This is a genomic window from Haemophilus sp. THUN1692 (assembly GCF_059704395.1).
Window position 1 is genome coordinate 2,052,642 of the sequence record NZ_AP046579.1, and the last position, 23,553, is coordinate 2,076,194.

Genomic DNA, 23,553 nt, shown 5'->3' on the forward strand with positions numbered 1-23,553 from the left:
TATGAAATGGATTAAAAAAGGCACCTTCAGCGGCAAACAATACCGCGATGACGTTTCACGAAAAATTTCGTGGGGCCATTGGTTTGCCTTTTTTAATATTATTGTTGCTATTCTTATTGGCACTCGTTATGCCTTTATCATTGACTGGCCAGATACTCTAGCAGGAAAACTTTATTTCTTTGTGAGTTTGTTCGGGCATTTTAGTTTCAATGTTTTTGCGTTGTACTTACTCGTTGTCTTTCCACTGAGTTTCATTGTTAAAAATCACCGCACTTTTCGCGGATTAACCGTAATTTTTTCCACCATTTGTACAACTTTATTATTATTTGATACTGCTGTTTTCAATCGTTTTAATCTGCATTTATCCTCTGTTGTATGGAATTTGCTGGTCAATCCAGAAAATGGTGAAATGTCACGCGATTGGCAAATATTCTTTGCACCAATGCCAATAGTTTTACTGGCACAAATGTTATTTTCTCGCTGGAGTTGGGAAAAATTACGCAGTCTTGAACGCCAAAAATGGCTAAAAGGCACCGGCATATTCTTAACCGCAATGTTCATTGCGACGCATTTAATTTATGCTTGGGCAGATGCTTATTTGTATCGTCCTATCACCATGCAACGCTCTAATTTCCCTTTATCTTATCCAATGACAGCTCGTTCTTTTTTAGAAAAACACGGTTTCTTGGATGGAGAAGAATATACGCAAAAATTGGCGCAAGAAGGTCGTTTAGATGCCTTAAAAATTGATTATCCGAAAAAAGAACTCACTTACGCACCCATTACGTACAAACCTAATATTCTGATCGTAACGGTTTCAGGTTTGCGCTATGATGCGATTTCTAGTGAAAAGATGCCAAAACTTGCTGAATTTGCGACAAGTTCAACAGAATTCACTAATCATTACAGCACAGGTAACAGTAACAACGCAGGCTTAATTGGATTATTTTACGGGCTAAATGCAAATTACACAGATAGCATTTTAAGCAATCATACCCAATCTGTTTTAATCGAAAAATTACGTGCTGAAAATTATCAATTGGGTTTATTTTCTTCTACGAATTTCAAAGATAGCGTCTTCCGCCAAGCATTATTTCGTGAAATAAAACTTCCATCAAATAAAACCAACAAACCAAATAATGAAAGTGCGGTAAAAAATCTCAATGATTTTATTAAAGCGCAAAAAACAGACTCCCCTTGGTTTGCTTATTTGGATTTAGCCTTGGAGGGTAAAAATCCATCAGATTATGACCGCACTTTGCAGGACATTGATTCTCTTTTAGCAAAAACGTTAGAAACTACACCGCTTGAAAATACGTTAGTCATTATCACGTCAGAGCATGGTGTAACCTTTAATGAAATGAATGAAAAAGAGCGAGAAAACTACTTTGGGCGCGATGAAGTTCAAGTGCCATTGCTTGTATATTGGAAAGATTTACCGGTAGGCAAACAGAATGGATTAAGTAATCATGCTGATATTTTTTCTGCATTAATGCAAACAGTGTTCAGCGTAGAAAACCCGTTGATGGATTATAGTCAGGGACGTAATCTCTTTGATCTTAAGGGGGATGACTGGGTGCTTGCTTCTAATTTCCACTGGAATGTGGTGATTCAACCTGATGGAACACAATATCATATTGATCGCAAAGGTAATTACAAAAAATTCGATAAAGATTATATCGAGCAATCTTCAGACAGACCGCCACTTGGGATCTTCTTAGAAGCCTTCCAATTACAAAATTTCTTCTTTGAAAAATAATCTATAAGGGCATAAAAGAATAGATTTTTTGCCCTTAAGCCTTTATACTCACGACTAAGTTTAAGACTGAAAAATGTTATTAATGAAAATCCGTGAGTTTTTCATAACATTATCATAATGCTTCTCGCCGTACTTACAGCACCTTTCAATTAATATACATTCTCGTCTTTTTATCCTTTCTTTTTTATGGAGTTTGTATGAAAAGCCACGTTCGTAGTTTTAAAACCTATATTCGCGATGAAATTATCAAAAAAGGCGGATAGGTAAATGCCCATGCACATGCTGACCGCGCTTTTACGATGACGCCAGAGAAAATTGGGATTTATCATAGCAGTAATTTGCAACAAAAATGGGATTTGGTTGATGAAGTAAAACGCACTTCCAGTGTTGGTGATTATTACGCACGTTTTTGCCAATCCATTGAATTAATGATATCCCAAGGTGTAACCGCATTTGGTACCTTTGTCGATATAGACCCTATTTGTGAAGATCGTGCAATTATTGCCGCACACAAAGCTCGCGAAGTGTATAAACACGACATTATTTTAAAATTTGCCAATCAAACTTTAAAAGGGGTAATCGAACCCACTGCGCGTAAATGGTTTGATATTGGTGCAGAAATGGTAGATATGATTGGTGGCTTACCATATCGTGATGAATTGGATTATGGACGTGGCCTAGAGGCGATGGATATCTTGTTAGATAAGGCTAAATCGCTTGGAATTATGTGTCATGTACATGTCGACCAATTCAACAATCCAAGTGAAAAAGAAACTGAGCAACTTTGCGACAAAACCATTGAACACGGAATGGAGGGGCGAGTTGTGGGTATCCACGGTATTTCCATTGGCTCACATTCAAAAGAATATCGCTACAAACTTTACGAAAAAATGCGTAAAGCCAAAATGATGATGATAGCCTGTCCGATGGCATGGATTGACAGTAATCGCAAAGAAGATCTTATGCCATTCCATAATACACTTACGCCTGCAGATGAAATGATTCCCGAAGGTATCACTGTTGCCCTAGGCACAGATAATATTTGTGATTACATGGTTCTTCTATGTGAAGGCGATTTATGGCAAGAATTAAGCCTATTGGCTGCGGGTTGCCGTTTCCCACACTTAGATGAAATGGTCAATATTGCAAGTATTAACGGTCGTAAAGTGTTAGGACTAGAACCAATTTAGCTGTTTATTCTCACTAATCAAAAGTGCGGTCAAAATGGGCAATATTTAAAAGTTGATTCAAAAATCTAGCTTTTAAATATTGCCCATTTTCGTTGTATTTTTGTGTTTTTTAACTTGCCAAAAAACAAAAAATAAATAAAATGAACGCTCATTCATTTTTGAGCAATTATTGCTCCTTATTTTACTCAAGGATCTTATGCGACAATCTAAAACAGACCTAGCTGAACAGATTTTTTCAGTGACAGATCGTTTAATGGCAAAAGAAGGGTTGAATCAACTTTCTATGCACAAACTTGCTAAAGAAGCAAATGTAGCAGCAGGAACGATTTACCTTTATTTCAAAAACAAAGATGAGTTGCTTGAACAATTTGCACATAGAGTGTTTTCAATGTTTATGGCAACACTTGAAAAAGATTTTGATGAATCTAAGCCTTTTTTCGAACAGTATCGACAAATGTGGAAAAACATTTGGTATTTCTTACAAGAAAATCCCACCATTCTATCCAATTTAAAGCAATATGAATCTTTGCCTAATTTCAAGGATATTTGTAAAAACGTTAAAAATTGCCGTTGGGATTTATTTTGTCATCAAGCCCAAAAGGCTGGCTTATTAGCAGAATTATCTGAAGATATTCTCTTTTTATTAAGTTTGAAAACGGCGATAAATTTAGCCTCTGATGCAAAATTTATCGATTTCGATCTTAAGCCTGAAATTTTAGAATTTGTGATTGAACGCTCTTGGCGTGCAATTCAGAAATAATAGTTGTTATTTTATAACGGAGCTTTAAACATGAGTCAAACTCAACATCAAAGACCAAAACGCTCACATATTTTCTTTATGAAAATAATTTTAGTGGTATTTGTCTTAATTTTTGCCGGTGTCATCGGTTTTAATATGATAAAAGGCGTAATGATAAGCCGAGCAATCGCAGGAATGCCAGAACCTTCAAACCCAGTGACCGCACTTGAAGTTCAACCTCGTGAATGGACGCCAGTTATCAACACAACAGGTCTTGTGCGTCCAAATCAAGGCGCGATGCTCAGTACACAAAATGCAGGTACGATTTCTCAAGTGCTCGTGCAAAATGGCCAACAAGTTAAAAAAGGCGATTTACTCATTGAACTCGACAGTTCAGTAGAACATGCAAGCCTTCAAGCTGCACAAGCACAACTTCTAGCTCTTCGTCAAACTTATCAACGTTATGCGAATTTATTGAAAAGCAATGCCGTTTCACGACAAGAAATGGATAACGCAAAAGCGGCTTATGATGCTCAATTAGCCAATATCGAATCTCTCAAAGCAGCAATTGAACGCCGTAAAATCGTTGCGCCATTTGATGGCAAAGCAGGTATTGTGAAAGTAAACGTTGGTCAATATGTAAATGTTGGAACAGAAATTGTGCGTGTAGAAGATACTAGCTCAATGAAAGTGGATTTTGCTCTTTCACAAAATGATTTAGATAAATTGCATATCGGTCAACGCGTCACAGCGACAACAGATGCTCGTTTGGGCGAAACATTTTCAGCTCGAATCACGGCTATTGAACCAGCCATTAATTCATCAACTGGTTTAGTTGATGTTCAGGCTACATTTGATCCTGAAGATGGATGTAAATTGCTTTCTGGTATGTTCTCTCGCTTACGCATAGCGCTACCAACTGAAACAAATCAAGTTGTCGTTCCACAAGTAGCTATTAGCTACAACATGTATGGTGAAATTGCTTACTTACTCACACCATTATCTGATGAAGACAAGGAGAAAATGGCGGAGAATAAAAAATTAGATCGTTTATATCGAGCAAAACAAATCACAGTATTCACTAAAGATCGCCAAGGCATTTATTCTCAATTACAAGGTAATGAGGTAAAACCTGGTGATAAAATTATCACTGGCGGTCAACAAGGTATCGGCAATGGCAGTCTTGTAGAATGGATTGAAAAAGACATTGTAGGTGCAACAGAGCCAGTAAATAAAACTAACCTTTAATTAACTAGGAAATACGAATGAAATTTACCGATATATTTATTCGTCGTCCTGTTTTAGCGATTTCAATTAGCTTGCTTATTATTATTTTAGGTTTGCAAGCTATTTCGAAATTGGCAGTGCGTGAATACCCCAAAATGACCACCACGGTAATTACGGTAACAACCGCCTACCCTGGTGCTGATGCAAATCTAATTCAAGCATTTGTTACTTCTACATTAGAAGAATCTATCGCTCAAGCAGATAACATTGACTATATGTCATCTAGCAGCGCACCAAATGCATCGACTATTACAGTCAAAATGAAACTGAATACCGATCCTGCTGGAGCACTTGCTGATGTATTGGCAAAAGTAAATGCTGTGCGTTCTGAATTACCAAGTGGAATTGAAGCACCAAGCGTAGCCTCTTCATCAGGTGGTACGGGGATTATGTATATAAGTTTCCGCTCCAATAAACTAGACTCAAGTCAAGTAACAGACTACATTAATCGTGTAGTCAAACCTCAATTCTTTACGATTGAAGGCGTAGCTGGAGTACAAGTATTTGGTGCAGCGGAATATGCATTACGTATTTGGCTAGATCCTCAAAAAATGGCGTCACAAAATCTTTCTGCGCCAACAGTGATGTCTGCCCTTTCTGCAAATAATGTACAAACGGCGGCTGGTAATGATAACGGCTACTATGTCACTTACCGCAACAAAGTTGAAACAACGACCAAATCCGTTGAGCAATTAGGTAACTTAATTGTTGCTTCTCGTGGTGATGATTTGGTACGCCTGCGCGATATCGCAACCATTGAATTGAACAAAGAAAGCGATAATTCTCGTGCAACGGCAAATGGTGCAGATTCTGTCGTATTAGGCATTAATCCTACTTCATCAGCTAATCCATTAACCGTTGCAGAAAAAATCCGACCGCTCTTTGAAAACATCAAAAAGCAACTACCAGATAGTATGGAAACTGACATTCTTTATGACAGTACTATTGCGATTAATAGTTCAATCCATGAAGTAATTAAAACTATTGTGGAAGCAACTGTTATTGTATTAGTGGTTATTTTGATGTTTATTGGATCGCTTCGCGCAATTTTAATTCCAGTTCTCACCATTCCGATTTCGTTGATCGGTGTTTTAATGATGCTACAAAGTTTAGATTTTTCTATTAACTTAATGACATTATTAGCACTTATTCTCGCTATCGGTTTAGTCGTAGATGATGCGATTGTGGTGTTAGAAAACGTAGATCGCCATATTAAAGAAGGAGAAACACCATTCCGCGCTGCAATTATTGGTACTCGTGAAATTGCCGTGCCTGTAATTTCCATGACTATCGCATTGATCGCAGTTTATTCACCGATGGCTTTAATGGGTGGCATTACTGGCACATTGTTTAAAGAGTTTGCTTTAACCCTTGCTGGTGCGGTATTTATTTCTGGTATTGTGGCATTAACGTTATCGCCAATGATGAGTAGTAAGTTACTCAAATCCAATGCTAAACCAACATGGATGGAAGAACGCGTAGAACATACCTTAGGTAAAGTAAATCGTATTTACGAATACATGCTTGATCTCGTTATGCTCAATCGTAAATCAATGCTAGCTTTTGCGGTGGTGATTTTCTCAACGCTCCCATTTTTGTTTAATTCACTTTCCAATGAATTAACACCAAATGAAGATAAAGGTGCATTTATTGCAATTGGTAACGCACCATCTAGCGTGAATGTGGATTACATTCAAAATGCAATGAAACCGTACATGAAAAATGTAATGGAAACACCTGAAGTTTCTTTTGGTATGAGTATTGCAGGCGCGCCAAATTCTAATGGTTCGTTAAATATCATCACATTGAAAGACTGGAAAGAACGCTCACGTAAACAATCTGCCGTAATGAATGAAATCAACGCAAAAGCGAAATCAATTCCAGAAGTCTCCGTATCTGCATTTAACTTTCCTGAAATTGATACAGGGGAACAAGGCCCTCCAATCGCTATTGTGTTAAAAACTGCTCAAGATTATAAATCTTTGGCAAATACCGCAGAGAAATTCCTAAGTGCGATGAAAGACTCGGGTAAATTTATTTATACGGATTTAGATTTGACCTATGACACGGCACAAATGACAATTTCAGTCGATAAAGAGAAAGCTGGGACTTACGGTATTACGATGCAACAAATTAGTAATACTTTAGGAAGTTTCTTATCTGGTGCAACGATTACGCGAGTCGATGTGGATGGACGAGCTTATAAAGTCATTTCGCAAGTCAAACGTGATGACCGTTTATCGCCCGAAGCATTCAAAAACTATTACTTAACGGCAAGTAATGGGCAATCTGTGCCATTAAGCAGTTTAATCACAATGAAGCTAGAAACACAGCCTACTTCATTATCGCGCTTTAGCCAATTAAACTCAGCACGGATTAGCGCAGTACCAATGCCAGGTTCATCAACGGGAGATGCTGTTGCATGGCTACAACAATATGCGACTGACAATTTACCGCAAGGCTATACGTTTGATTTTAAATCTGAAGCACGTCAATTAGTACAAGAAGGTAATGCATTAGCCGTCACTTTTGCATTGGCTGTTATCATCATATTCTTGGTACTTGCCATTCAGTTTGAATCTATACGTGACCCAATGGTAATTATGATTTCCGTACCATTAGCCGTAAGTGGTGCATTAGTGAGCTTAAATATTTTATCCTTCTTTGGTATCGCGGGAACAACATTAAATATCTACTCTCAAGTTGGGTTGATTACTCTCGTAGGATTAATCACCAAGCACGGTATCTTAATGTGTGAAGTGGCAAAAGAAGAACAACTAAACCATGGTAAAACGCGAATTGAGGCAATCACTCATGCTGCAAAAGTACGTTTACGCCCAATTCTAATGACAACCGCTGCAATGGTCGCTGGCTTAATTCCCTTACTCTATGCAACAGGTGCGGGAGCGGTATCTCGCTTTAGTATGGGGATAGTGATTGTAGCGGGATTATCCATTGGTACTATTTTCACCTTATTCGTATTGCCTGTGGTATATAGCTATGTCGCAACCGAACATAAACCATTACCGGTTTTTGATGAAAATAAAACAACCCACTAATTAAAACATAGAAAAAACAAACCGCACTTAGGTCACCCAAAGTGCGGTTTATTTTTTAGATTATTTTTAGCCTAAGATTTTATCTAACTCTTGGCTAACTTCTTCTACTTTTTGTGTACCATCTAAACGGAAATATTGAGTATTGCCCGCTTTCGCTTCTGCTTGGTAATAATCAATTAATGGGCTGGTTTGTTTATGATATACGGCTAAACGATCTAATACAGTTTCTGGTTTATCATCTGCACGAATAATTAAATCTTCACCAGTTACATCATCTTTACCTTCCACTTTTGGTGGATTATAAACGATGTGGTAAGAACGGCCAGACGCTTGGTGTACACGACGACCACTCATACGTTCAACAATCACTTCGTCTGGCACGTCGAATTCTAAAACAAAGTCAATTTTAACGCCTGAATCTTTCAATGCATCCGCTTGAGGAATAGTCCGAGGGAAACCATCTAACAAGAAACCATTTGCGCAGTCAGGTTGAGCAATACGATCTTTTACAAGGGCAACGGTTAATTCATCTGGTACTAATTTACCTTCATCCATTAATGCTTTGGCTTGTTTGCCAAGTTGAGTCCCTGCTTTGATTGCAGCACGGAACATATCGCCAGTTGAAATTTGCGGGATACCAAATTTGTTCATAATAAATTGTGCTTGAGTGCCTTTACCTGCGCCTGGTGCACCTAAAAGAATAATTTTCATAAAAAATCTCCATTAATAAAAAACGTGATTAAGATACTGATAAAGCATAGTGCGGTCAAATTTTTTATAATTTTTACCGCACTTTTATAGTGAATTTGCCGTATTATTTTCTTGATTCCAAGGCGCTACCCAAAATAAACAAAGCATGCCTGGAATCGCTAAAAATAAACAAAACCAAAAATACTGATAATACCCCACTGCTCCCACAACATAACCAGAAAGCATACCTAACACTTTACTTGGCAAAGCTGAAAGGCTTGTAAAAAGTGCAAGCTGTGTTGCGGTATAAAGAGGATTACTCTCACGCGCCATAAAAGCCACAAAAGCTGCGGTGCCAAGTCCAACGCCGATATATTCTGCGGCAATCACAACACCCAGTTTCCATAACTCGGCTGATGTAATAACATCAAAATGACCGAAAGCGGCCAACCAAATAAAGCCACCAATTGTCACCATCTGTACAAGCCCAAATAGCCACAATGCACGGTTAATACCCAGTTTTAGCATTATCACACCACCAGCAAGCCCAGATAAAATGCTTGACCAAAGTGCAGTACTTTTTACAACAATGGCTATATCCTCTTTGCTAAACCCCATATCATAAATAAATTTGGTTTGTAGCGTTGTGGCAAAAGAATCCCCGAACTTATACAAAAACAAAAACAGTAAAAAACCGATAGCCTGAACAACGCCCTTACGCTGGAAAAATTCTTGTAATGGAATCCAAAATGCTTGATAGAACGGCTGATTAGATTGCTGTATGTTTATTTTAGGCTCTTTTGCTAAAAAGAGTGCCATGAAGATGCCCGCTAACATACAAAGTGCGGTCCATAAAAAGATTGTTTCCCAAGGATAAATCGCCGCCAAATATAGCGATAATCCACCCGGAATTAATCCTGCAATTCGATAAGCATTAATATGAATAGTGTTTCCCAAACCTAATTCATGATCACTCAAAATTTCACGACGATACGCATCCAACACGATATCTTGTGTGGCTGAAAAAAAGGCGATAAGCAAAGCAATATTTGCCACTGTGCTCAGTTGTGTGAGCGGATCAAAAAGGCTAATTATGTAAAGTAAAATCAATAATGCCACTTGTGAAAGCAACATCCAGCTACGACGACGCCCTAAAAAACTCGGAAAATAACGATCCAATAATGGTGCCCACAAAAATTTTAATCCATAAGGCAACATCACACCCGTTACTGCACCAATAAGCTCAATTGAAAGATGTTTATCTGTCAGCCAAACAGGCAACATTTGCAATAACACAAATAATGGCAAACCAGAATTAAAACCTGTGAATACGCAAATCAACATCTTGCGTGTAAAAATTTGAGAAGAAAGGGAATTTGACATAAAGTGCGGTTAATTTTGGTTGTATTTTAGAAATTTCGCCTTTCAATTAAAGGATAAGTGTAAAACTTAGGGGGATTTTTAATCACATCCCCCAATGTTTATCGTTCTTCTTCATAAAGAAGAAAACAAATATGAGAGAATATTAATCTCTGTACCCTTTCGGATTATTTTTCTGCCAGTTCCACGTATCTTGCATCATTTTTTCAAGACCACGTTCGGCCACCCAACCAAGCTCTTTTGCAGCTAAACTAGGATCTGAATAGCATGTCGCAATATCACCAGGACGGCGCTCTACAAGTTTATATGCAATGGTAATGTCGTTGGCTTTTTCAAAGGCTTTTACCATGTCTAATACGGAATAACCATGGCCTGTACCAAGGTTATAAATATGTAAACCAGAATCATTTTTATGACGTTGAAGCGCTTTTAAATGCCCCACGGCTAAATCCACTACATGAATATAATCACGCACACCCGTTCCATCATGAGTGTCGTAATCACTACCAAATACAGAAAGCTGTGCTAATTTACCAATAGCGACCTGGCTGATATAAGGCAATAAATTATTGGGAATACCATTTGGATCTTCACCAATTAAGCCACTTTCATGTGCCCCAACTGGATTAAAATAACGCAAGATGGTCATGCTAAATTTTGGTTCCGCTTTGGCTGTATCGCGTAAAATCTGTTCAACCATATATTTAGATGTACCATAAGGATTGGTTGTACCACCGACTTCGCAATCTTCTGTAATTGGAATAATTTTTGGATCACCATAAACCGTTGCAGATGAGCTAAATACAAAGTTCCAAACACCCGCTTTTTTCATTTCTTGAATTAATACAAGGGTGCCAGCTACATTGTTCATGTAATATTCTGTCGGCTTTTGAACACTTTCCCCTACAGCTTTCAATCCAGCAAAGTGAATAACAGAGTTAATCTCATTTTCTGCAAAAATTTTTTGTAATAAATCACGATCTAAAATATCACCTTCATAAAACTTTGCTTCTTTGCCTGTAATTTGTTTTACACGCTCAAGGGATTTTGGCGATGAATTGCAAAGATTGTCTAACACCACCACCTCTTTGCCAGCATTTAATAATTCTACAACTGTGTGAGAACCGATATAACCGGCGCCACCTGTCACTAAAATAGCCATAATGATTTCCTTATTAATTATTGAGACTAAAAAATTATATCACTATTTTGTGTGATAAGAACGATGTCTTGTATGCCCTTGCGGTGGTACTGCACGTTTTAACCGATATGGTTTCGGCAGTTCAAGCAAGGCTTCTGTTTCATATTGGCTCACTGGGATAGAATGGCCTATATATTCTTCAATTGCGGGTAAATTCATCGCATATTCTTCGCAAGCGAAACTAATAGAAACACCACTTTCCCCTGCTCGTCCAGTACGGCCGATTCGGTGAACATAATCCTCTCGATCATCGGGTAAATCATAATTGAAAACATGAGTCACATCAGAAATATGCAAGCCACGAGCGGCAACATCTGTTGCCACTAAAATATCTAAATCACCATCAGTAAATTGTTTCAATAACGACAAACGTTTTTTCTGTGCTACATCACCAGTCAATAAACCAACACGATGACCATCTGCTGCCAAATAACCCCAAATTTCTTCACAACGATGTTTCGTATTAGCAAATACAATACAACGCTCAGGCCATTCATCTTCCATTAAGGTTAAGAGAAGACCCATTTTATCCTGATTAGATGGATAAAAAAGTTCTTCTTTAATTCTATGTCCTGTTTTTTGTTCTGGTTCAATTTCAATATATTCAGGGGCATTCATATCTTCAAATGCTAATTCACGCACTTTATAAGAAAGCGTCGCTGAAAATAACATCGTTAAACGCGCTTGTGGAATGGGGCATTTACGCAATAAATAACGAATATCACGGATAAATCCAAGATCGAACATTCGATCCGCTTCATCTAGCACGACAACTTGGATTTCATCTAAACGAATTACGCCTTGTTTTACATAATCAATGACTCGCCCAGTCGTACCAATCAAAATATCGACGCCACGCTCAATCGCTTGTAGTTGTTTATCATAACCATCGCCACCATAGGCAAGTGCGGTCTTTAATCCACTCGCTTTGGCAAGAAATTCTGCGTCATTACTAATCTGCACTGCTAATTCTCGAGTAGGCGCTAAAATCAAAGCTCTTGGGTGAGGATATTCAAGATTAGGATCTTGGTGAGTTAAAAGGTGGTGAAAAGTAGCCGTTAAAAAAGCCATTGTCTTGCCTGTACCAGTTTGAGCTTGTCCTGCGACATCTCGTCCATTTAAACTAATAGGCAAGGATAAAGCCTGAATTGGGGTACAAAAATCAAAGCCTTTTTTTGCCAAAGCATCTCGTACAATCGGGTGTAGAGGAAGATCGGAGAATCGTTGTTGGCTTAAATAATCTTGTTGCATAAAAATCACATTTTAGAATAATAAAATTACGTTTAGCATAGCATGCTTAGGGAAAATCCTCAAAAAAGGACCGCACTTATAAAAATTAACCGATAGGGTTTCCTATCGGTTAATTTTTATTTAATGCTCCATTCGTCACTCATATTTGGATCCATTGCAAAATCAGCAGTATCACTTGGAATCGCTTTTTCTTCAGCCGCCCATTCACCAAGATCGATTAACTGGCAACGTTTGCTACAAAAAGGGCGAAAAGTACTTTCATTTGTCCAAGGCACCGATTTTTGGCAAATCGGACAAGGCACTTCAATCATTTCGTCAGACATTTTTATGTTCCGCTTGTTGTAAATAAAACTGGTGCAATTCTAGCACCTTTTGTTGCAAGTGCGGTAAGTTTTGGGCCAGTTCAGCATCATTGTTAATCACATCATCCGCCCATTTTAAACGCTCTTGTTGAGAAACTTGAGAATTCATAATTCGTTGAATTTGTTCAAAATTATTGTTATCTCGTTGCGATGAACGATCAAGTTGAGTTTGCGGACTAACATCCACCACCAAAATACGATCACAAAGTGCGGTTAATTTATTTTCGATTAATAAAGGGACGACAAATAATGTGTAAGGCGCAGTTTGTTCAGCTAATTGTTGTTTCATTCGTTCACGAATAGCGGGATGTAAAAGATTATTTAACCACAATTTATCTTCATCATGACTAAACACTCGCTCTCGTAAAGCCGCGCGATTAAGCTCGCCTTGTTTCGTTAAAATTTGAGCACCAAAATGTTCAACAATTTTAGACAATAAAGGGGAATCTTTCGCGACGACTTCTCTAGCAACCACATCTGCATCCACTAGAGGTACGCCAAGATTGGCAAATAAATTAGCAATCGTTGTTTTACCACTACCAATGCCACCAGTTAAGCCAACAATATAAGTCATATGATTTCCCATAAAAAAATTTCCAATATTATACAAAATAACGCTAGTAAAAATCAGTTCTCCAAGCACAATGTTTCGAGAGGCATAACAAATTAGTTTGTCTACATTATCATGCTTTTACATATTGAAAAATAAAAGAAAAATATAACCATGGAAAAATAACAACCCAAAGAAATGCGCTAATGACAACAATAAATTTAAAACTAAAATGCAGCGTTTTATGACGAAAATGTTTCATAGCTAAATGTATTCCCATAAAGCCACCTAAAAGGCTTAGAAGAAAAAACGTTTTTTCAGGAATTCTCCACTCGTTACGCACGGCCCGAATTTTATCTCTCCACATAAAAAATAAGCGGCGATATTGATCGCCGCTAACCATATAATCAACGAAAGAAAATAAATCATTTCGGATAAACTGGAAGACGTTTACAAATTGCTAATACTTTTTCTTTAGTTTCAGCAATCACTTGTTCTTCATTTTCTTTGCCTAAAGCATCTAAAACATCACACATCCAGCCAGCTAATTCACGCACATCATTTTCATTGAAACCACGGCGAGTCACAGATGGTGTGCCTACACGGATACCTGAAGTAACAAATGGTTTTTGCGGATCGTTTGGTACAGCATTTTTATTCACTGTAATATTTGCTTTACCTAATGCTGCATCAGCTGCTTTACCAGTTAATCCTTGTTTGATGAAACTTACTAAGAACAAGTGGTTTTCAGTACCATTTGACACAACGTCATAACCACGTTGTTTAAATACTTCAACCATTGCTTTTGCATTTCTCAACACATTTGCTTGGTATTCTTTATATTGAGGCTCTAATGCTTCTTTAAAGCAAACTGCTTTTGCTGCAATAATATGAACTAATGGACCACCTTGGTTTGCAGGGAATACAGATGATTGTAATTTTTTGTAGATTTCTTCATCACCACAAGATGAAAGAATTAAACCACCACGCGGACCGCCCAATGTTTTATGGGTTGTTGTTGTCACAACATGTGCATGAGGCAGTGGATTTGGATATAAACCCGCTGCAATTAATCCCGCTACATGCGCCATATCCACAAATAAATACGCACCAACTTCATCTGCGATTTCACGCATTTTCGCCCAATCCACAATTTGTGAATAAGCCGAGAAACCAGCGACGATAAGTTTTGGTTTACATTCTAATGCTTTTTGACGAACATCTTCATAATCAATTAAGCCATCCGCAGTAATTCCATAAAGCACAGAGTTATAAATCTTGCCAGAGAAACTGACTTTTGCACCGTGAGTTAAGTGCCCACCGTGAGCCAAATCCATACCTAAAATAGTATCGCCCGCATTAATCAATGCACCATACACTGCAGCGTTTGCTTGTGAGCCAGAGTGCGGTTGAACATTCACGTAATCAGCACCAAATAATTCTTTCGCACGGTCAATTGCTAACTGTTCCACAATGTCTGCATACTCACAACCACCGTAATAACGTTTACCTGGATAGCCTTCAGCATATTTATTAGTGAATTGTGAACCTTGAGCTTCCATCACACGCGGACTAGCATAGTTTTCAGATGCAATTAGTTCGATATGCTCTTCTTGACGACGATTTTCATCTTGAATCGCTTGCCACAATACCAGATCGTAATCAGCGATAGTCATATTTCTAGTAAACATTGTGTTCTCCTGTTATGTAATTTATGGCAGATAGTTTAACTGTTTATAGATAAAAACTTAATTAAAATTTCATTCCTAAATTTTCATCACTTAAATGAAATTAATTCATCATAATGATATGAATTATTTTTGCAACTCTCGTTCTACAGCTCTGTAACCAATGTCTCGACGGTAAAAACGTCCAGACCATTGAATTTGCTCAGCCAATTTTAACGCTTTCTGTTGTGCCTCAAATACGCTTTCACCCAATGCTGTAGCACAAAGTACACGACCACCGTTAGTGACTAACTTGCCCGCTTTCGATTCTACGCCCGCCAAGAAAACTTTTTCATTTTCGACCGCACTTTGTGGCAAACCGGAGATTTCATCACCTTTACGATAATCCCCCGGATAGCCTTCTGCTGCCAATACGATACCCAAAGAAGCCTTAGGGTTCCATTGAGATTTCACTTCGTCCAATTTGCCATCACAGGCTTTAAGACAAAGTTCCACCAAATCCGATTCCAAACGCAACATAATCGGTTGGGTTTCCGGATTACCGAAACGGCAGTTAAATTCGATCACTTTTGGCAGGCCATTTGGCATGATCATTAATCCTGCATAAAGGAAGCCAGTATAAACATTGCCTTCTGCTGCCATGCCGTTGACCGTTGGATAGATCACTTCACGCATCACGCGCGCATGAATTTCATGTGTTACCACAGGCGCAGGGGAATAAGCCCCCATGCCGCCGGTGTTCAAGCCCGTGTCTTTTTCACCCACACGCTTGTGGTCTTGGCTGGTCACCATAGGTTCAACGTTTTTGCCGTCCACCATGACAATAAAGCTCGCTTCTTCCCCATCTAAAAATTCTTCAATGACCACTCGACTGCCTGCTTCACCAAAGGCATTGCCGGAAAGCATATCGCGCACCTCCTCTTCCGCTTCTTGCAACGTCATCGCTACAATCACGCCTTTGCCTGCCGCCAAGCCATCCGCTTTAACGACAATTGGCGCGCCTTTTTCACGCAAGTAAGCCAATGCCGGTTCGACTTCAGTGAAGTTTTGATATTCCGCTGTTGGGATTTTATGACGGGCTAAGAAATCTTTGGTAAAAGCTTTTGAACCTTCCAATTGCGCCGCCGCTTGCGTTGGTCCGAAAATGTTTAAACCCGCAGCACGAAACGCATCCACCACCCCAATCACAAGTGGTGCTTCTGGCCCTACAATCGTTAAACCAATGTGGTTATCTTGGGCAAATTTAACCAATGAAGGAATATCCGTTGCACTGATATTAACGTTTTCGACCTTTTGTTCTAATGCCGTTCCGGCATTGCCCGGTGCAACGAAAACTTTGTCCGCTAATGGAGATTGTGCTGCTTTCCAAGCCAAGGCGTGTTCACGACCGCCATTTCCGATGATGAGGATGTTCATAATACTCCTTGTATCTTTTTGAATTTAATCCCCTCTTTAGCAAAGAGGGATAGAGGAGATTTGGCAGAAGTTATTTCAACCTCATAGTATATTTAGCACCGTTTAAATCTCCCTCCTGCTCCCTCTTTACGAAAGAGGGGGATAGTTAGATAAATTAATGTCTAAAATGACGCATTCCAGTTAATACCATCACCATATTATGTTCATCTGCTGCATCGATAACTTCTTGATCGCGCATTGAGCCACCCGGATGAATCACACATTGAATCCCTACTTTCGCCGCCGCATCAATGCCATCACGGAATGGGAAGAAAGCATCAGATGCCATCACACAACCGGCTACGGTTAAGCCTTCGTCCTGCGCCTTAATACCTGCGATTTTGGCCGAATACACACGGCTCATTTGGCCTGCACCAATGCCGATAGTTTGATTATCTTTGGCGTAAACAATGGCATTGGATTTCACGAATTTCGCCACTTTCCAGCAGAATAATAAGTCTTTTAATTCTTGTTCAGTTGGTTGACGTTTACTCACCACTTTTAAATCATCCAAACCAACCATGCCTAAATCGGCATCTTGTACTAACAAGCCACCGTTCACGCGTTTGAAATCTAAACGTTCGGAACGTGACGTCCATTCACCACATTCAAGCAAACGAACATTTTTCTTACGTTTCACGACTTCTTGCGCTTCAGCAGAAACTTTCGGCGCAATAATCACTTCAACGAATTGGCGCTCCACAATTTCATTCGCGGTTTTTTCGTCTAATTCACGGTTGAACGCAATAATGCCGCCAAATGCAGAAGTTGGATCGGTTTGGTAAGCGCGATTATAGGCGTCTAAAATATCTTTACCTAAAGCTACACCGCATGGATTGGCATGTTTAACGATTACACAAGCTGGCTCATCAAATTCTTTCACGCATTCAAGCGCTGCATCGGTGTCTGCAATATTATTGTAAGACAAGGCTTTACCTTGGAGTTGATTAGCCGTAGCCACGCTCGCCTCTTTCACATTCAAATCAACGTAAAAAGCAGCATTTTGATGGGCGTTTTCACCGTAACGCATGGTTTGTTTACGCACGAAGTTAAGGTTTAAAGTCCGTGGGAATTGACCGCACTTCGCATTCGCATCTTCTTCCTCTGCTACATGATATGGTTTCACCATTTGTCCAAAGTAGTTGGCAATCATAGAGTCATATTGAGCAGTATGTTCAAATGCTTTAATCGCAAGATCAAAACGGGTTTCAAGCGTTAGGCTGTTTTGATGTTTATCCATCTCTGCAAGAATTGCATTGAAATCATGATTATTCACCACGATCGCCACATCTTTATGGTTTTTCGCTGCAGAACGCACCATGGTTGGTCCACCGATATCAATATTTTCTACTGCATCAGCCAAGGTACAATCTGGTTTAGCCACGGTGGATGCAAATGGATATAAATTCACCACCACCATATCAATGCCTTCAATGCCATGTAGCTGCATGATGGCATCATCTGTACCACGACGACCAAGAATCCCGCCATGCACTTTTGGATGCAAGGTTTTCACGCGACCGTCCATCATTTCAGGGAACCCCGTATAATCAGACACTTCAGTCACCGGCAAACCATGCTGCTCCAACAATTTTGCGGTACCGCCTGTGGAAAGTAGTTTTACACCACGCTGTACTAAGCCTTGAGCAAATTCTACGATACCGGTTTTATCAGAAACACTCAGTAAAGCCTGACGAATTGGACAATCTGTCATTACATTTTCCTTTAATTAAATGGTTAAAAATAAGCACGGGGAATTATAAAGCAAACGTTTGCTCAAATATAGAAAAGATTAAATAAAATGTAATCAGAATAAAGTGCGGTAAATTTCAAGCATAAAAAAGCCCACATAAATGTGGGCAAATAAAAGGATTAAATTATGAAACTACAACTAAACTACTTTCTAAAAAACTTGTTATCTAAGGCACAAGCACCAGCGCCAGAAAATACAAAATATAAGAAGAGTACAGAGTAAAGTAACGCAAGCTCACCGCCATTTGTAATTGGGAATAGTAAATTCCCTTTTCCAGCCACATGCATAAAGAAATATGCAAAAGCCATTTGGCCAGATAAAATAAACGCAGCTGGGCGCGTAAATAATCCTAAAATTAATAAGATTGAGCCGACAATTTCAATCACGCCACCTACAATCATCATTGAATCACCGACCGGGCCATTTCCACCCGTCATAGAAATTGGAAACTCCCAAAATTTTGCTGTGCCATGTAAGATAAACATGTAAGCCGCAGTGATGCGTAATAGCGCTAATACATAAGGGCGATATTTTTCAAGCTTATTCATTTGCTTTCCTTTTGTTTAAAGATGAATTAAAACAGCGCCATATTAATCTTTAACGGATAGTTAAACAATAATTAAAATTGAAAAATACTTTTTATTAAAAGTAAAAAATAACTAAAGTAGCTTTTCAATCCAATTAGAAAAAGAATCAGCATCCATAAAGCCCGTTACTCTACTTCCTTGAATCTCATTATTTTGCTTATCAAAAAATAAAATTGTGGGTAATCCCATCACATTAAAGCGTTCCATTAATGCTTTATTTTCTGGGCTATTCTTTGTCATATTCACTTGTAATAACAAAATATTCTGAAATTGCTGTTGCACTTTTGGATCTGAAAAAGTCAACTTTTCAAATTCTTTACAAGCCACACACCAATCCGCGTATAAATCTAACATCGCGATCGAATCCAGATTTTCAGCTAAAGTGCGGTCAAGTTCTTCAATATTTTTAATTTGCTTAAATTTAACCTGAGAAGCAGGCTTATTTTCTGCCGCACTTTGTGTTGTAGTTTGAGTTTGCCAAATCCAATTTTGCAAAGGTTGTACGAAAACCATAGCCAACGCAAAACTAATAATTTTAATGGCATAGCCAAAACCACTCTTAGGCATCTGCAACGCAAACCAAATAAAGAATGCTGTCGCTAATCCAGCCCATAAGCGTGGCTCCCATGCTTCAGGCAAAATACGAGAAATTAAAAACACAGGTAACGCTAACATAACAAAGCCGAATGTTTGTTTCACTGTGTTCATCCACTCACCTGATTTTGGCAAAATTTTATTACCAAACAATGTGATTAACATTAGCGGCACGCCCATACCAAGTGCGAGTAAATAAAGGGTTGCTGCGCCGGTGAATAAATCACCACTTTGCACCACATAAAGTAAAGCACCAGAAAGTGGTGCAGATGTACAAGGTGATGCCACAAGCCCAGCAATCATGCCCATCGCAAAGGAACCGCCAAAAGCACCCGAGGTTTGTTTTTGGCTCCATGTATTTAATTTATTTTGTAAGCTATTTGGCAATTGAATAGTAAATAAGCCAAACATTGAAAGAGCAAGAACAACAAATAAAATAGAAAGCCCAACCATCACATAAGGATGTTGCAAGGCAATTTGAAACGGCAAACCGATAGCCGCTACTGCGAGCCCTAACAAGGTGTAAGTCAGTGCCATGCCTTGAACATAAAGAAAAGCTAAACTAAACGCTCGCATCATATTTGGACGTTGTTGCTGACCGATAACAATGGCAGAAAGCAACGGTAACATTGGCAATACGCAAGGCGTAAAAGCCAGCCCCAATCCCAATAAAAAGAAACCGAAGATTGTCCATTTACTATGGAATAAACCATCAGCTAAACGATCTTGTTCAGATAAAAGTGCGGTATTTTTTTCAACTGTTTTTTCGACAGTTTTCTCTTGAGAAATAGCTAAATCCCCAATTCGTAATACTTTAGTTTCAGGCGGATAGCAAAAACCTTCGGTACATCCTTGATAACTTATTTCAACCTGCTCATCAGCATTGCTAAATGCGCCGCTAAATGCGCCGCTAAATACGCCATCAATTGAGCGAGTAAACACCTTCACTTCACCAAAATAAGGGTCTTGATGTAATTCAGCTGCTTGTTGAGCATACAAAGTGAGAGCATCCGATTTACCCACTAATTCAGCATTAATCCTATCTTGATATAAATAATAGCCATCAGCTATGTCCCAATGAACCTGTAATTGACTTTTATCCGTAGATAAAGTGGCAGAAAATGCAAAAGCATCATCTACTTTCAAGAAAGATTGTTTTTTATCAAATAGACCTGCGTTAGTTGCAAGTGCGGTAAAAATCAGTGTAAAAAAAAGAAAAAGTTTTTTCATAGAATTGAAAGTAAAAGTAAAAATGCGCGAAATTCTATCACAAAGAAATTTGAATACCTAAAACTATGATTTAGATCATAAAAAGGAAAATCTTATAAAAAATAACCGCACTTTTTTATTGTTACAACAATGTTACACCGCTAGAATGGAATCATGATAGCATACACCAAAATAAGTATAAGGATGGAAAATGGCTACTCCACAAATTCTCGTTGTTGAAGATGAAATCGTTACCCGAAATACGCTTAAAGGGATTTTTGAAGCGGAAGGGTATGATGTGCTTGAAGCAGAAAATGGTGCAGAGATGCATCACATGTTAGAAAACCACAATATAAATTTGGTGGTGATGGATATTAATTTACCGGGTAAAAACGGTTTATTATTAGCAAGAGAGCTCCGCGAAGAACTCAACTTGCCGCTTATATTCTTAACTGGTCGTGATAATGAAGTCGATAAAATTCTAGGGCTAGAAATCGGTGCCGACGATTATTTAACCAAGCCTTTTAACCCTCGAGAATTGACTATCCGTGCACGTAATCTATTGCATCGAACAATGCCGCATCAAGAAAAAGAAAATACATTTGGTCGAGAATTCTATCGTTTTAACGGCTGGAAATTAGACTTAAATAGCCACAGTTTAATTACGCCAGAAGGTCAAGAATTTAAACTTCCTCGCAGTGAATTTCGTGCAATGCTACATTTCTGTGAAAATCCAGGAAAATTACAAACTCGCGAAGAATTACTAAAAAAAATGACGGGACGTGAATTGAAACCTCAGGATCGTACTGTAGATGTCACAATTCGACGTATCAGAAAACATTTTGAAGATCATCCTAATACCCCAAATATCATTATGACGGTGCATGGTGAAGGATATCGTTTTTGTGGGGATATAGAATAAAGTCATTATTTCTATCAACTGAGAGACTATTTTAAAATTCCTTTTTGAAATTAATTTCCCATTTTGATAGAATCCATACGCTTTCATTGTGATTGTCACAATGAAAAGTGAGTTCGGATGAAGGTAGCTGGAGAGCGGGGAATTGACCCCACACCGACGATGTAAAATCTTTCAGGTGCGATGGCAGGGACTGTTACTGGACGAACCCTTGGAGAGATCCATTTTAGAAATGGACGCCGAAGGCGCAAAAGAGCGGTTAATTTTTCAATCGTTTTTCAAACGCTCAGGCAAAAGGACAGGGGCAAAAGACAATCTATCGTAAGTGTGGAAATTATCTATCTTTTCACCGCACTTTCTTTTCTATTGTATCTTTTCGTCTTCTTGTCGTGTTTATTTTTGATTTAAACGACGAGGAATCACATGACAATTGAGTCAATTCTTTCAGCTATTGATAGCTTTATTTGGGGTGCACCGCTACTCATACTCTTATCGGGCACGGGGCTCTATTTAACGCTACGTTTAGGCTTTATTCAAATTCGCTATTTACCACGTGCGCTAGGTTATTTATTTAAAAAAGATAAAGGCGGAAAAGGCGATGTGTCATCTTTTGCCGCACTTTGTACCGCATTAGCTGCAACGATCGGAACTGGGAATATTGTGGGCGTTGCAACTGCTGTACAAGCAGGTGGGCCTGGCGCTATTTTTTGGATGTGGGTAGTCGCCTTGTTAGGAATGGCAACAAAATATGCAGAATGTTTACTCGCAGTTAAATACCGTGTTCGCGATAAAAATGGCTTTATGGCTGGTGGTCCAATGTATTACATTGAACACGGTCTAGGTATCAAGTGGCTAGCAAAATTATTTGCATTATTTGGTGTAATGGTTGCCTTTTTCGGGATCGGTACATTCCCACAGGTCAATGCGATTACCCATGCAATGCAAGATACGTTTAATATTCCCGTTTTAGTTACTGCAATTATTGTGACGCTTTTAGTCGGCTTAATCATTCTTGGTGGTGTAAAACGTATCGCAACCGCATCATCGGTAATTGTGCCGTTTATGGCGATTTTATACGTCACTACTTCACTGGTTATTATCCTTTTAAATATAGAAAAAGTACCAGATGCGATCTCATTAATTATTTATAGCGCTTTTGATCCGCAAGCTGCGCTAGGTGGCGCTGTTGGCTTCACTGTAATGAAGGCTATTCAATCAGGTGTCGCTCGAGGTATATTCTCCAATGAATCAGGTTTAGGAAGCGCACCAATTGCAGCTGCAGCGGCACAAACTCGTGAACCTGTTCGCCAAGGCTTAATTTCCATGACAGGTACATTCTTGGATACCATCATCGTTTGTACAATGACAGGCATTGTATTAGTGTTAACAGGCGCTTGGAATAACCCTGAATTAGCGGGTGCAACAGTAACAAACTACGCCTTTGCACAAGGTTTAGGAGCATCAATTGGCGCAACGATTGTAACCGTCGGTTTATTATTTTTTGCATTCACAACTATTTTAGGCTGGTGTTACTACGGTGAACGTTGCTTTGTTTATCTCGTTGGTATTCGCGGCGTAAAACTATATCGTTTAGCTTATATTGTGTTGGTAGGGTTAGGCTCATTCTTACACTTAAATTTAATCTGGATTATCGCCGATATCGTAAATGGTTTAATGGCCTTTCCAAATCTCATCGCACTCATTGGATTGCGAAAAGTTGTGATTGAAGAAACAAAAGATTATTTCCAACGATTGAAAATAAATCATCACGATCAAGACGAAATCGTAGAATAATCAAATGAAAAAAGGTGTGGATACAGTCAATATCCACACCTTTTTTCTTATCGCAATTTCCTATCTTAACAACTTATCTTAGAAAG

The 23,553-nt window shown here is 38.8% G+C and carries 17 protein-coding genes, 2 pseudogenes and 1 riboswitch; of the genes and pseudogenes, 7 read left to right on the top strand and 12 right to left on the bottom strand.

Annotated elements, in window-relative coordinates:
- Nucleotide 1: 1 nt before the first annotated feature.
- The 5 genes and pseudogenes from AC6H0A_RS10595 to acrB all read left to right on the top strand — a co-directional run bounded on the left by AC6H0A_RS10595 (nucleotide 2) and on the right by acrB (nucleotide 8,034).
- Nucleotides 2-1,759, top strand: a complete 1,758-nt coding sequence (locus tag AC6H0A_RS10595) for a DUF3413 domain-containing protein (protein WP_005640212.1) — start codon at nucleotides 2-4, stop codon at nucleotides 1,757-1,759.
- Nucleotides 1,760-1,956: 197 nt separating this feature from the next.
- A pseudogene (locus AC6H0A_RS10600) lies at nucleotides 1,957-2,949 on the top strand (amidohydrolase family protein).
- Nucleotides 2,950-3,145: 196 nt separating this feature from the next.
- Nucleotides 3,146-3,709 carry an efflux transporter AcrAB transcriptional repressor AcrR gene (acrR, locus tag AC6H0A_RS10605; protein ID WP_497512646.1) on the top strand — a complete coding sequence of 188 codons (564 nt, stop codon included), beginning with the start codon at nucleotides 3,146-3,148 and terminating at the stop codon, nucleotides 3,707-3,709.
- Between the two features lie 30 nt (nucleotides 3,710-3,739).
- Nucleotides 3,740-4,936 (top strand): multidrug efflux RND transporter periplasmic adaptor subunit AcrA, encoded by a 1,197-nt coding sequence (acrA, locus tag AC6H0A_RS10610; RefSeq protein WP_005640206.1) that lies wholly within the window; start codon nucleotides 3,740-3,742, stop codon nucleotides 4,934-4,936.
- A gap of 17 nt (nucleotides 4,937-4,953) precedes the next feature.
- Nucleotides 4,954-8,034, top strand: a complete 3,081-nt coding sequence (gene acrB, locus AC6H0A_RS10615) for a multidrug efflux RND transporter permease subunit AcrB (RefSeq protein ID WP_005640204.1) — start codon at nucleotides 4,954-4,956, stop codon at nucleotides 8,032-8,034.
- A gap of 66 nt (nucleotides 8,035-8,100) precedes the next feature.
- On the opposite strand, the gene adk is transcribed toward acrB, so the two are convergent.
- The 12 genes and pseudogenes from adk to AC6H0A_RS10675 all read right to left on the bottom strand — a co-directional run bounded on the left by adk (nucleotide 8,101) and on the right by AC6H0A_RS10675 (nucleotide 20,775).
- Nucleotides 8,101-8,745 (bottom strand): adenylate kinase, encoded by a 645-nt coding sequence (gene adk, locus AC6H0A_RS10620; RefSeq protein WP_005640202.1) that lies wholly within the window; start codon nucleotides 8,743-8,745, stop codon nucleotides 8,101-8,103.
- 84 nt (nucleotides 8,746-8,829) lie between these two features.
- The gene (locus tag AC6H0A_RS10625; protein ID WP_005640200.1) at nucleotides 8,830-10,107 is read right to left on the bottom strand and encodes an MFS transporter; all 1,278 of its coding nucleotides are present in this window, start codon (nucleotides 10,105-10,107) and stop codon (nucleotides 8,830-8,832) included.
- A 142-nt stretch (nucleotides 10,108-10,249) separates the two neighbouring features.
- A complete protein-coding gene (gene galE / locus AC6H0A_RS10630) occupies nucleotides 10,250-11,266 on the bottom strand; it encodes a UDP-glucose 4-epimerase GalE (protein ID WP_005640198.1) in 1,017 nt (338 codons plus the stop codon).
- A gap of 42 nt (nucleotides 11,267-11,308) precedes the next feature.
- The gene (gene rhlB, locus AC6H0A_RS10635) at nucleotides 11,309-12,556 is read right to left on the bottom strand and encodes an ATP-dependent RNA helicase RhlB (protein ID WP_179230847.1); all 1,248 of its coding nucleotides are present in this window, start codon (nucleotides 12,554-12,556) and stop codon (nucleotides 11,309-11,311) included.
- Nucleotides 12,557-12,672: 116 nt separating this feature from the next.
- Nucleotides 12,673-12,879 (bottom strand): DNA gyrase inhibitor YacG, encoded by a 207-nt coding sequence (yacG, locus tag AC6H0A_RS10640; protein ID WP_005640195.1) that lies wholly within the window; start codon nucleotides 12,877-12,879, stop codon nucleotides 12,673-12,675.
- A complete protein-coding gene (gene coaE / locus AC6H0A_RS10645; protein ID WP_044232210.1) occupies nucleotides 12,872-13,492 on the bottom strand; it encodes a dephospho-CoA kinase in 621 nt (206 codons plus the stop codon). The genes yacG and coaE overlap by 8 nt, the downstream gene beginning before the upstream one ends.
- 109 nt (nucleotides 13,493-13,601) lie before the next feature.
- Nucleotides 13,602-13,897 (bottom strand): annotated as a pseudogene (locus AC6H0A_RS10650) (DUF1294 domain-containing protein).
- Nucleotides 13,894-15,159 carry a serine hydroxymethyltransferase gene (gene glyA, locus AC6H0A_RS10655; RefSeq protein WP_005640189.1) on the bottom strand — a complete coding sequence of 422 codons (1,266 nt, stop codon included), beginning with the start codon at nucleotides 15,157-15,159 and terminating at the stop codon, nucleotides 13,894-13,896. Before glyA ends, AC6H0A_RS10650 begins: the two are co-directional and overlap by 4 nt.
- Before the next feature lie 123 nt (nucleotides 15,160-15,282).
- On the bottom strand, nucleotides 15,283-16,572 hold the full coding sequence (gene purD, locus AC6H0A_RS10660) for a phosphoribosylamine--glycine ligase (RefSeq protein ID WP_179230846.1): 1,290 nt from the start codon (nucleotides 16,570-16,572) through the stop codon (nucleotides 15,283-15,285).
- A 154-nt stretch (nucleotides 16,573-16,726) separates the two neighbouring features.
- Nucleotides 16,727-18,325 (bottom strand): bifunctional phosphoribosylaminoimidazolecarboxamide formyltransferase/IMP cyclohydrolase, encoded by a 1,599-nt coding sequence (gene purH / locus AC6H0A_RS10665; protein WP_005640185.1) that lies wholly within the window; start codon nucleotides 18,323-18,325, stop codon nucleotides 16,727-16,729.
- Between the two features lie 182 nt (nucleotides 18,326-18,507).
- Complete coding sequence (locus AC6H0A_RS10670; RefSeq protein WP_179230845.1) at nucleotides 18,508-18,912, bottom strand: DoxX family protein; 405 nt, start codon at nucleotides 18,910-18,912, stop codon at nucleotides 18,508-18,510.
- Between the two features lie 111 nt (nucleotides 18,913-19,023).
- On the bottom strand, nucleotides 19,024-20,775 hold the full coding sequence (locus AC6H0A_RS10675) for a protein-disulfide reductase DsbD (RefSeq protein ID WP_497512647.1): 1,752 nt from the start codon (nucleotides 20,773-20,775) through the stop codon (nucleotides 19,024-19,026).
- A 190-nt stretch (nucleotides 20,776-20,965) separates the two neighbouring features.
- On the opposite strand from AC6H0A_RS10675, the gene arcA reads away from it, so the two are divergent.
- Both arcA and AC6H0A_RS10685 read left to right on the top strand, forming a co-directional pair.
- Entirely contained in the window at nucleotides 20,966-21,676 is a 711-nt protein-coding gene (gene arcA / locus AC6H0A_RS10680; RefSeq protein ID WP_005627543.1) for a two-component system response regulator ArcA, read from the top strand.
- Between the two features lie 198 nt (nucleotides 21,677-21,874).
- Nucleotides 21,875-21,985: riboswitch (glycine riboswitch) on the top strand.
- Nucleotides 21,986-22,096: 111 nt separating this feature from the next.
- Entirely contained in the window at nucleotides 22,097-23,467 is a 1,371-nt protein-coding gene (locus AC6H0A_RS10685) for an alanine/glycine:cation symporter family protein (protein WP_005640178.1), read from the top strand.
- Nucleotides 23,468-23,553 lie beyond the last annotated feature (86 nt).

Coding starts and splice junctions, on each gene's coding strand:
- AC6H0A_RS10595 (WP_005640212.1), top strand. CDS start 2: ATGAAATGGATTAAAAAAGGCACCTTCAGCGGCAAACAATACCGCGAT.
- acrR (WP_497512646.1), top strand. CDS start 3,146: ATGCGACAATCTAAAACAGACCTAGCTGAACAGATTTTTTCAGTGACA.
- acrA (WP_005640206.1), top strand. CDS start 3,740: ATGAGTCAAACTCAACATCAAAGACCAAAACGCTCACATATTTTCTTT.
- acrB (WP_005640204.1), top strand. CDS start 4,954: ATGAAATTTACCGATATATTTATTCGTCGTCCTGTTTTAGCGATTTCA.
- adk (WP_005640202.1), bottom strand. CDS start 8,745: ATGAAAATTATTCTTTTAGGTGCACCAGGCGCAGGTAAAGGCACTCAA.
- AC6H0A_RS10625 (WP_005640200.1), bottom strand. CDS start 10,107: ATGTCAAATTCCCTTTCTTCTCAAATTTTTACACGCAAGATGTTGATT.
- galE (WP_005640198.1), bottom strand. CDS start 11,266: ATGGCTATTTTAGTGACAGGTGGCGCCGGTTATATCGGTTCTCACACA.
- rhlB (WP_179230847.1), bottom strand. CDS start 12,556: ATGCAACAAGATTATTTAAGCCAACAACGATTCTCCGATCTTCCTCTA.
- yacG (WP_005640195.1), bottom strand. CDS start 12,879: ATGTCTGACGAAATGATTGAAGTGCCTTGTCCGATTTGCCAAAAATCG.
- coaE (WP_044232210.1), bottom strand. CDS start 13,492: ATGACTTATATTGTTGGCTTAACTGGTGGCATTGGTAGTGGTAAAACA.
- glyA (WP_005640189.1), bottom strand. CDS start 15,159: ATGTTTACTAGAAATATGACTATCGCTGATTACGATCTGGTATTGTGG.
- purD (WP_179230846.1), bottom strand. CDS start 16,572: ATGAACATCCTCATCATCGGAAATGGCGGTCGTGAACACGCCTTGGCT.
- purH (WP_005640185.1), bottom strand. CDS start 18,325: ATGACAGATTGTCCAATTCGTCAGGCTTTACTGAGTGTTTCTGATAAA.
- AC6H0A_RS10670 (WP_179230845.1), bottom strand. CDS start 18,912: ATGAATAAGCTTGAAAAATATCGCCCTTATGTATTAGCGCTATTACGC.
- AC6H0A_RS10675 (WP_497512647.1), bottom strand. CDS start 20,775: ATGAAAAAACTTTTTCTTTTTTTTACACTGATTTTTACCGCACTTGCA.
- arcA (WP_005627543.1), top strand. CDS start 20,966: ATGGCTACTCCACAAATTCTCGTTGTTGAAGATGAAATCGTTACCCGA.
- AC6H0A_RS10685 (WP_005640178.1), top strand. CDS start 22,097: ATGACAATTGAGTCAATTCTTTCAGCTATTGATAGCTTTATTTGGGGT.